At 57.7% G+C, this 10010-nt stretch carries 10 protein-coding genes, 1 pseudogene and 1 riboswitch; all 11 genes and pseudogenes read right to left on the bottom strand.

Annotated features, from left to right (window positions below; all coding sequences use genetic code 11):
• Positions 1-329 precede the first annotated feature (329 nt).
• Positions 330-746, bottom strand: a complete 417-nt coding sequence (locus AP057_RS11420) for a bifunctional adenosylcobinamide kinase/adenosylcobinamide-phosphate guanylyltransferase (RefSeq protein WP_033013967.1) — start codon at positions 744-746, stop codon at positions 330-332.
• Positions 680-1330 (bottom strand): histidine phosphatase family protein, encoded by a 651-nt coding sequence (locus AP057_RS11415; RefSeq protein ID WP_049626503.1) that lies wholly within the window; start codon positions 1328-1330, stop codon positions 680-682. The genes AP057_RS11420 and AP057_RS11415 overlap by 67 nt, the downstream gene beginning before the upstream one ends.
• Entirely contained in the window at positions 1288-2073 is a 786-nt protein-coding gene (locus tag AP057_RS11410) for an adenosylcobinamide-GDP ribazoletransferase (RefSeq protein ID WP_049626502.1), read from the bottom strand. Before AP057_RS11410 ends, AP057_RS11415 begins: the two co-directional genes overlap by 43 nt.
• Complete coding sequence (locus tag AP057_RS11405; protein WP_049626501.1) at positions 2070-2627, bottom strand: bifunctional adenosylcobinamide kinase/adenosylcobinamide-phosphate guanylyltransferase; 558 nt, start codon at positions 2625-2627, stop codon at positions 2070-2072. The genes AP057_RS11410 and AP057_RS11405 overlap by 4 nt, the downstream gene beginning before the upstream one ends.
• Positions 2624-3694 carry a threonine-phosphate decarboxylase CobD gene (cobD, locus tag AP057_RS11400; protein ID WP_049626500.1) on the bottom strand — a complete coding sequence of 357 codons (1071 nt, stop codon included), beginning with the start codon at positions 3692-3694 and terminating at the stop codon, positions 2624-2626. Before cobD ends, AP057_RS11405 begins: the two co-directional genes overlap by 4 nt.
• Positions 3651-4622: an adenosylcobinamide-phosphate synthase CbiB gene (gene cbiB / locus AP057_RS11395; protein ID WP_055358768.1), complete on the bottom strand. Its 972-nt coding sequence runs from the start codon at positions 4620-4622 to the stop codon at positions 3651-3653. The genes cobD and cbiB overlap by 44 nt, the downstream gene beginning before the upstream one ends.
• Positions 4619-6091 (bottom strand): adenosylcobinamide amidohydrolase, encoded by a 1473-nt coding sequence (locus tag AP057_RS11390; protein ID WP_055358767.1) that lies wholly within the window; start codon positions 6089-6091, stop codon positions 4619-4621. Before AP057_RS11390 ends, cbiB begins: the two co-directional genes overlap by 4 nt.
• Positions 6088-7122, bottom strand: coding sequence for an iron ABC transporter permease (locus AP057_RS11385; protein ID WP_200910069.1), 1035 nt, complete (start codon positions 7120-7122; stop codon positions 6088-6090). The genes AP057_RS11390 and AP057_RS11385 overlap by 4 nt, the downstream gene beginning before the upstream one ends.
• Entirely contained in the window at positions 7109-8068 is a 960-nt protein-coding gene (locus tag AP057_RS11380) for an ABC transporter substrate-binding protein (protein ID WP_049626497.1), read from the bottom strand. Before AP057_RS11380 ends, AP057_RS11385 begins: the two co-directional genes overlap by 14 nt.
• Before the next feature lie 138 nt (positions 8069-8206).
• A riboswitch (cobalamin riboswitch) is annotated at positions 8207-8406 on the bottom strand.
• A 338-nt stretch (positions 8407-8744) separates the two neighbouring features.
• Positions 8745-9359, bottom strand: a complete 615-nt coding sequence (locus tag AP057_RS11375; RefSeq protein ID WP_055358769.1) for a PH domain-containing protein — start codon at positions 9357-9359, stop codon at positions 8745-8747.
• Positions 9360-9758: 399 nt separating this feature from the next.
• Positions 9759-10010 (bottom strand): annotated as a pseudogene (locus tag AP057_RS11370) (RNA-guided endonuclease TnpB family protein); the annotation flags it as partial.

The raw sequence follows: 10010 nt of genomic DNA, 5'->3' as shown, positions 1-10010 counted from the left end.
TGCCGGCCCGGTGGACGAAGCTGATCGCCATGGCACAAGCGTTTCTCCAACAAGAGGCGGCCTGACTTTTTTGTCCTCCGGAGCCCGTTGAACAGAACTCCTGCCGGATTCGGCGAAGCGAACCCTTGACCAACCGAACACCGCCAAAGGTAAAATTCGGTCATGGCAAGGGCGGCTTTCTTATTGCCTTCTTTTTTGTCCCCGTCGCCCTTGACGACTCTTCCGCACCTTTGGCGGGTGTTGGTCAAGGGCGAATCCGGCCCTCCGCATGCCCCACGATGCTCAATGGGATGATCTGTGTGGAGTTTTCATAGAACTTTTGACGCTACCTATTTTAATCGTTCCGCCAACCCGCACCAAAGCCGGTCGACGCGATGGCATACGGCGGCAAGCCGTTGATAGCACAGGCCGACGGCGTCGCGCCAGCGCCGTTCTTGCCGGTCAGTCGGAACGACGCCTTGCGTTACGTCTGTCCCGATCCAGACGACCGTGCGGCCGGCCGCTCCTTCCTCCCACTGCTTCCAAGCGCAGAAAAACCGCTCCCATTCCTCTGGGTCCGGAAGGCGGCGGATGGCGGCTTCGAGCCCATCCAAGACAACTGTTTTCGCCGTCTTGGCGCCATCCGGCCACCCGTATGGCTCCTGATAGCCGTCATGCCATACGATATGAACACCGTCGCTTATTCCGTACCGTTCCCGCACCCATTTTCGCTTTCCTTGGAACGCACCGCCGACAACGAAATGCACCGTTCTCCCCCTTTCCAACGCTCGATCGTTGATTCGAGCGTATACCCGCCGGAAAACGGCACCTTCCATTCCCAAAACGGGCGAACGTCCGGCGCATATTGTTCAAGCACGAAACGGATCGGACCGCTGTGGGTGACGATCGCCACATGGCGGGCGCCCATCCGCTCAGCCAACGCAACCGTCTCAGCGAGCGCCCGTTTGATGCGCGCTTGAAACGAAACATAGCTTTCTCCGGCGGGCGGCGCCGTCGAAAATGGCGACTCGAGCCATCGGTTGTACGCGAGATCCGTTTCGAGTTCGGCGAACGTTTTCCCTTCCCAGACGCCAAAAAAAAGCTCGCGCCATCCGCTCGTACACCAGTCCGGCTCGCGGCTGCCAAACAGCAGCGACGCCGTCTCCCAGCAACGGCGAAGATCGCTTGTCACGATGCAGTCGACCGGATATGGCCACTCGACCCGCAAACGGCGCAGCCTGCTATGTTCCGCGGCCGAAAGCGGCGCGTCCGTCCAGCCGATATATGCATTGCGCCGATTCAGTTCCGTCATCCCATGACGGATAAGCGTAACAGCCAAAGGACGCCCCATAGCACGGTCTCTCCCCCTTCGATGAGCGCGCCGAGCACATCGCCGCTCACGCCGCCAAACTGCTTTTCCGCCCACGGCTTTGCCGCGAGGGAACAAAGCGCCATCGCCGCAGCCAACACCACAACCGCCGCCGGCGGAACGCCCGCCGCCGGAAGAAGCAAAAGCACAAGGCATGCCAATCCCAGCGCCCATGCTGCATCGCGCCATGAACTATATTCGCGAAGCGAGGCCGCCATTCCTGTCGATTTGGCCAGCTTGCCGGCGGAAAGAAGCCAGACAGCCCCGGCTCTCGACAGCAGTGGAATGGCAATAAACAGGGCAGGGGAAATGCCCGCTTTGATCGCTTCATGCAAAAACAGCCAGCGGAACGATAACAAACAAATGAGCGACAACACAGCGAACGCGCCGACGCGCGAATCGGCCATGATCTCTTGCCGCCGCTTGGCGTCCCGGTACGAAAAAAAGGCATCGCTCACGTCCATAAAACCGTCGGCGTGCAGCCCGCCGGCAAGCCAAATGCCAAGCCAAAGAAGAAAGAGAGCCAAAAAAGAAGGCGGACCGAACGAAAGCGCCGCACAGGCGCCGTACACCAAGGCAGCCAGCGTCCCGAGCAGCGCTCCAGCCAGCGGCATTGTGCGCACAAGCCAGCGGACATGCGGGGCATTCCATTCAATCGAACGCTGAATGGGAATGATCGTAAACAGCTGCAGCGCCAGCAGCCAGCCATTCCATGCCCGCTTCATTGCGGCCACCGTCCTTTCTTCACGCGAAGAAGACCGCATTCCACCACGGCGGCGGCTTCTGCTTCCGCGACCAACTGTTGATGAAGCCAACCGAGCATTTTCATGTAGCGAAATGTGCCGAGGTCATTCGGCACGCCGCCAGAAAACAACTCATTGGACACAATGACAACAGCGCGGCATGCCGCCGCCCACGCCCGCACTTGGTCGAGCAGGCAACGGGCAGCGGCGAACGCTCCTTCCTCTGTTTTCCATTCATCTCCGGCAAATAACACATTCGCCCACCACATAGTCAAGCAGTCGAGAAGGACAACATCAGGCGGACGAAGTGCAGCCAACAACTGATCAGGCCCTTCCGGCGCTTCCCACACCACCCAAGGCGCCGTCATCCCCATGCGCCGCTCTTGATGGCGGCGAATGCGCTCTTCCATTTCCGCATCGGCAGCCCAGGCGGTGGCAACATAATGAAGCGTCTCGCCAGCGGCCAGCCGGATGGCGCACACCTCTGCCGCTTCACTTTTGCCGCTGCGCACCGCGCCGCTCACAAACACGATCATCCATCCCACCTCTCAAGCGCCTCAAGCAGCCGGTCATTCTCCACCTGCGTTTTGACGGCGAGCCGGATGTAGCGGCCGTCAAGCCCCGGGAAATTCATCGTATGGCGCGGCACAACCCCTTCCTTCAACAAATGAAAAAACAGCTCCTCTGTCCGTCCTGAACACGGACGCAACAAATAAAAATTCACGACCGATGGCGAGACGTCATACCGCCCGGCAGGCAGCGACCGAAACACCCGCTCCCGCTCGGCGGCGATCCGTTCTTTCGTCCACTTGACAAACGATTCCATCGCCATGAAACGAAGCGCCAATTGTTGGGCGATGCCGTTTGTGCTCCATGGCGGCTGATGCGTTTTCAGCGAAGCGATCACCGCCTCGTCAGCAGCGACATAACCAAGGCGCGCGCCGGCCAGGTGATGGATTTTCGTCAACGATCGAAGCACAATGAGGCGCGGATAGCATCCCAACCAGCGCATCGCCGTAAACCCGCCGCGCCAAAACGGATAAAATGCTTCATCGATGATTACATAGGTGCCAGCCGTGTGCGCCGCGTCCACCAGTGATCTCAATTCACCTTCCTCCATCACCGTCCCCGTCGGATTGTTCGGATGGCATAAAAAGATAATGTCTTGCTTGCCTGCCCAGGCAGTCGCTTCATCCAAGTCATAAGAAAAGCCCCGCGCTTCATCGGCCGCGAATCCCTCCACATCGCATCCATAAGCGAGACAGGCGCGCCGATACTCGGAAAACGTCGGCTCCAAGATGCCGACGCGCCGACCGGCAAATAGCGCGGCCAACAAATAAATCGCCTCCGCCGCCCCGTTCGTCATCAGCACTTGTCCGGGTCGAATCTGCTCCTGCTTGGCAACGAGCTCCCTGAGCGCCTTCGCTTCCGAATCCGGATACTCCCCGGCCCAGCGAATCCACTCCTCACCGCTCGGCCAAGCTGACGACGGCAGCCGGTACGGATTCGTATTGACGCTGAAATCAATGTATTCGTCTGGAGGGGCCAATCCGCATTGCTCATACAACGCGCGCGGATTCGCCCCATGCGCCGGCCAACGCAACGATTATCCCCCCAATCCATAGCAATAATGTAAACACTAGCACCGTTCCAATCATGATGCGGACTGCTTGGCGAATGTGGGCGGCGCGAAGCGGGGCGGCCGGGTCACCGAGCGTCGGCCTCCTCGAGACCACGCCGCCGTATGTATTCGTTCCGCCGAGCTGCACCCCAAGCAGCCCGGCCATCGCCGCCTCAAGCCAGCCGCTGTTCGGGCTTGGGTGGCGGCGGGCATCGCGAAATAAGATCGACAGCGCCAAACGAAAGCAGCGGCCGCCAAAGACCAACACCATCACAAGCGCCGTCAGCCGCGCTGGAATGTAGTTGAACGCATCGTCCAGCCGCGCGGCCGCCCAGCCAAATTCGCGATACTTCTCATTTTTGTATCCAATCATGGAATCACACGTGTTCACCGCCCGGTACAATAACGCGAGCGGCGCACCGCCCAAGGCCGCATAAAAGAGCGGAGCGGTGATGCCGTCGCTCGTGTTTTCCGCCACCGTCTCCACGCAGGCGCGGGTGATGCCGGCTTCATCGAGCCGCTCGGTGTCGCGGCCGACGATCATGGACAGCGCGCGGCGCGCCGCAGGAAGATCGCCTGCTTCCAGCGGCCGGCGCACGTCCTCAGCCGCCTCAGCGAGGCTTTTCGTCGCAATGGCGGTGAAAATGAGGGCCGCCTCGATCGCCACCCCTACGTATACGGACAGCGCGTAGCCCACATAAACGATGAACGCCGATATCCCGTAAACAGCGGCCAACACGACCGCCACGGCCGCCGCCCCTTTCGTCCGCCGCTTTGTTCCTTGATTCCAGCGGCGATCAAGCCACGCAATCATCATTCCCATCCCGCGCACCGGATGCGGCAGCCAGCGCGGATCGCCCACGAGGGCATCGAGAAACAGCGCCAACGTCAATGCGGCCAAATGGGTCATCGCCGTTTCCTCCGCTTCTCCCAGCGGCCAAGCGCCTCAACTGTTGCCTCATACACAAGCCGGCCGAGCGCCCGGCCAAGCTCCGTCGCCGTTCCGGCATAGGCAAAGACCTGCCCGGTTTGCGTCGCCGCCACAGCGAGCGAATCGGTCGACGTACCGGTGGCAAGCGTCCCGGTTTCCGGGTCGCAAACCGAACAGTCGGCGAGCGCTTTTGCCTTCGCTTCTGTCGCTGTCATCACCGCCTGGACAAACGCTGCTTCCGTCAGCACTCCGTCAATGACCACCACCATGTTGATCGTCCCCGGTCTTGCCGCTAGCGGCTGATGCTGCCACGCCCGAGAGGCATCGACGGCATTGCCGACGCCAGCGGTCGCCATGACCGCAACCGAAAACGCTTCCCCTTCTTTCTGAAGCCAAACAGCATCTCGGACATCAACCGCTGTCATCATGCCGACCGTTCGTTCCGGCGGAAACCCGTGCTGCTCCAAATAGCGGCGCATGTCTCCTTCCGCATCACTGCAATCGTAATCCAACCCGACTTGGCGGTTGACAAAATGGGTCGCCCATTGAAATCCGGCGCCGATCAATGCCGAGGACAGGACGCGAAGCGGCGCGGCCGCAGTAAGCACAGCGGCGTCATCAAGAAAGGAAAGCCGCAGCCCGCCGACCGGCGATTCCCCTTGCTTCTTGTTCGGCATGAACGAAAACATCGGCGTTGCCGACGCCGGATGGGCCAGACGCACAATCGGCGCGGCAAACACTTCCTCAAGCAACGCCGGCGTCATGACATCCGCAGGGGCGCCGAGCGCGGCTATTTTCCCTTTGTTCAGCACGAGCACCCGATCGCAATACAAGCTCGCCGCATTCATATCGTGGAAAACGGCGACGACCGTCAAGCCGCGGGCGTGCGCCGCTTCGGCGAGCCGGTCCAAAAGCCGGACTTGGCCGCTCACATCCATATGGTTCGTCGGCTCATCGAGCAAGAGCAGCTTGGGCTCTTGGGCGAGTGCGCGGGCCAAATAGGCGCGCTGCCGCTCGCCGCCGCTCAATCGTTCGAGCGGTTCATCGATTTTCCCCGTCAGGCCGACGGCCGCAAGCGCGTCTCGGAGGGCGGCTTCATCGTCCTCCGTCCACGTCGGAAAGAAGCCGCGCTGATGAGGATAGCGGCCGAGCGCCACCGTTTCCCTCACCGTATAGCCGGGCGCCGCCTCCGCTGTCTGCGGCAAGACGGCGGCCATCCGCGCCCATTGCTTCGCAGACAGCGCCGAGAGCGTTCGGCCATCGATGACGATCTCCCCGCTTGCCAGCGGCAGCTCTTTGCTGATGAGTTTGATCAAAGTCGTTTTCCCGCTTCCATTCGGCCCTAAGATGCCGAATATTTCGCCTTTTTCCACGGCAAACGTCACACCATCAAGCACTTGTTGCTGCCCGTATCGATGCGATACGGCCCGCACCTCGAGCATCGTCATCCCATCTTTCGTTTCGTTTTTCGGAAAAACAAGACGGCAAATAGCGGAGCGCCGATCAGCGACGTAATGACGCCGATCGGCAGTTCGCGCGGTTCAATGATCGTCCGCGCCGCCACATCGGCAAGCACAAGAAACGCACCGCCGTACAAGAGCGACAGCGGCAACAGCACCCGGTAGTTCGGCCCGCACACAAGCCGAACCATATGCGGAACGACAAGCCCGACAAAGCCGATCGTCCCTGACACCGACACCGCCGCGCCGGTGAGCAGCGCCGCTGCCGTCAAAATGATGACTTTTCGGTGCGTAACATCAACGCCGACATGAAGCGCCGCCTCCTCGCCAAAGGCAAACGCGTTCAACTCGCGGCTGTTGGCGATGAGCACTGCGGCCCCAACGAGAAAAAACGGCAGCAACAGCCCGCTGTATTTCCAGCCGCGCATCGCCACGCTCCCCATCAGCCATGAGATGATTTGCCGCAATTCTTCCCCGGTCAACGCGATCATGAGCGAAATGAACGCGCTGAAAAACGCGCCGAAGATAATGCCGGCTAAAATGATCGTCTCAACCGACATGCGCCGCTCCACAGCGCGAGTGAACGCCAAAACGGCGGCAAGCGTCGCCATGCCAAACAAGATGCTCACGACCGGCAGCGTGAACGTGCCAAAGAACGGCCATTGCCAGCCGAGAAAGATGACGAGCACCGCCCCGACCGACGCGCCGGACGAGACACCGAGCGTGTACGGATCGGCGAGCGCATTTTTTAACAGCCCTTGAAACGCGGCCCCGGCCAGCGCCAATGACGCCCCGACCAAAAACGCAAGCACGACGCGCGGCAAGCGGATCGCCATCACGATCGGCACCCAATCAGCCGGAATGTGGCGAGGCAGCGCCGCTCCGAACCATTCAGCCGCCAAAATGCGGACAATAGAAGAAAAGGGAATCGACAGCGATCCTGTCGATACCCCTACGAGAAGCGATAACACGGCCGCGGTGACGGCCAATATATACATCCACATTTTACTTGAACACATCCGGGTAAATGGCTTTGGCAAGTTCCTCGACCCCTTCGACAAGGCGCGGACCCGGTCGGCTTACTAAGTCGGTGTTGACGTCATACACCCGCTTGTTTTTCACCGCCGGCACGTCTTTCCAAGCGGCGCGCGCCAACACTTGCTTCGCTCCGCCGTATGTCGTGATGATGACATCCGGCTTATAGGCCACGGCTTTTTCTTCCGTCACCATCGGCCAGCCTTCCAAGCTGCCGGCGACGTTTTTCGCCGAAATCACTTGAAGCATCTCATCCATAAACGTCCCTTTGCCGGCCGTATAAATTTGCGGCGGCGGCGACACTTCAATCCAGACATTGGCCTGTTTGTCCGCCGGGATTTGTTTCGCTTTTTCTTTGATTTTCGCAAGCTTCTCTTTCATCTCATCAATCACTTGCTTCGCTTTGTCCGACGTCCCGGTCGCTTTGCCGATCAAGTCGATGGACGCATATACATCGTCGAACGACTTCGCGTCATTGACGACAAGCACGGTAATGCCGGCGTCTTTCAATTGCTTGAGGCCATCGCGCGAGTTATGGGCGCTTGACGCGTGGGCCAAGACGAGATCCGGTTTGAGCGAAATGATTTTCTCGACGTTGAATTCCATGCCGCCGATTTTCGTTTTCGTTTTGACGTCTTCCGGATAATTGTCAAAATCGCTGACGCCGACGATCTTATCGCCCAACCCCAACGCATAGGCGATTTCCGTATTGCTCGGGATGAGCGAGACGATTTTTTTCGGTTCCGCTTTGATCGTGACATCCTCGCCAAGCCCGTCTTTCACCGTCACCGGAAACGCCGCTTGTTCCGTTTTCGGTTCTTCTTTTTTCGCAGGCTGGGCGTTGCTATTGGCTCCACTGCTGCAGCCGACCAGCACGGCGGCCAAAAGGAAGAACACCGCCACCACCGCCGGCCATGTCCAACGTTTCATCCGTCATTCCCCCTTCGATGATGTATGTACAACAAAAAAGCCCATTCCGTCCGAACGGGGAATGAGCACGAAACAGACCGCCAATGGGCACAACAATGCCCTGTACGACTGTTTCCACGTCTCACCCCCCGAAGATTCGGAAACTGCGGCAAGCAAGGCAGGTCTACTGGCTCATGCTTCATCCTACTCTGAAGCCTTCCCGTACGGAAAACAGCGCAAGCCATCTGTCCGTACAGTGGCGATTTCATTTCGTCCGCATTGACAGTTGCGGGGACAGCTCCGGATTCCCACCGGATTCCCTATTAAGCCTTTTCGGCGCCTTGCTGCGAGTTGATGAATTTGTCGGATATGGACATTTTTATATTAAAGCAAGGCCTGGCATTTGACAACTGTGAATTTTACAGTGGGCTGGCGGCAGGCGGTCATCGATCACTTTTGCGGTCAGGCAGCTCGGCTCCAGTGTCCGTGTTTTGTACGGAACGCCGCATGCGCCGTTGCATCGAGCTCCGTGATGTCAAATGCCGCCATGTTGCCTATTCATCGATTCCCACAAACCTCATCTTTTGAGTTTCTTCCGGCTGCGGAGAAACGTTCCTTTTCCATATGTCGCTAAAAAAATTAGGAAAGACGCCTCACCTCTGGCACGGCGTCTTTCCCCGATACAACCTTCATCTCGTCACTGTTGAATATATTTGTCAAACACAAAGCCGAAATCCTTCACCGTATAGTTCTTTTTCGCTTCCGTCAGCCAGCGAAAAGCGTATTCATTCACGGCTTGAAAATCCGCCGACACATTGGCGCCGTCACCGCGCATGTTGGCCAACACCTTGGCCGCCAGTTCCAAACTCCGCTCCGCATAGTGGAACTTCGTTTCGTTTTCATGGCAAATCTCCGCGATCGCCAACAGCGATTTATACAAATCTTTCAGTTCCTCAATATGCTTTTTATGCACATCAATGGAGTAGGAATGCGGTCCAATTTTAAATTTAATTTCCGCATCCAAATCGACCGTCCCGGCCGTTTCGAGCGATACGTCGGAAATCGGATGCTTGTAGTAATCGTAGCGGCGCAGCGTCCGTTTTTTGCTCGCGGCGCTCGTGCCGTCCAAATGAATGAGCGCGCGGTTGGTGAAGCAATACTCATCCGATTTTGATTTGATAAGAAAATAGATTTTCTCCCCATCCTCGTGCATCACATAATCATCGGCATCGACTTTGTCATAGTCTTTCGGCTGAATGACCGCACCGATGTCGCTTAACCCAAGCACATCGGCGGCGACTTTTCCAAACATGCTCATGTTCCTCCGGCTCCTTCCACGTTTTATCGGCGCCCGCCTATTGGCGGATGAACGGCGTTTTGCCTTAACAAGGCGCCGTAATCTCATACCTTTCATCTATGTAATACGTCGAGATCGGAAAAACGTTTCATCGCCTCTAAAAATCAAAGACCCAACGCCTTTTATGACGGCGTCAGGCCTTACAAGCGACTACAGTTCCCCGCTTAGACGAGAGTCTTTGTTCGTGAGCCGCAAAAAGATCAGGTAAACGAGTCCAATCGCGATCCAAATCAATCCGAGCTTTTTGCTGAGCGGGTCAAGATTGACCCACACATAACCGATGATGGTGAACTACCCCCACTTAATTTTCTAGCGAAAATTTGAAGTGGAGGCTTCCAAAGAAGTTTGACTGCTTCAAGCAATCCTTATTCTTTGAGGCGTGTCCACTTCGCCGCTAGAGCATAAGACACTCAGGTCTACAGCTTTACTTTTCTTTAAGATGTTTAATGCGCCATTGACATCAGCATTCATTAGTTTGCCAGACTTTGTTCGATACAAGCCGCGCTTAATACGTTTGCCGCTGAACTTATATTCTTTTGGATTGTCGGCATTATATTCAGGAATCTCATCGCCGTCAAAAAAGCTGGCTTGAGACGTATATGATTC

The organism is Geobacillus sp. Sah69 (genome assembly GCF_001414205.1).
GTDB classification, from domain to species: domain Bacteria; phylum Bacillota; class Bacilli; order Bacillales; family Anoxybacillaceae; genus Geobacillus; species Geobacillus stearothermophilus.
The sequence above is the reverse complement of the archived record's forward strand: the minus strand, read 5'-3'. Positions and strand labels throughout refer to the sequence as shown.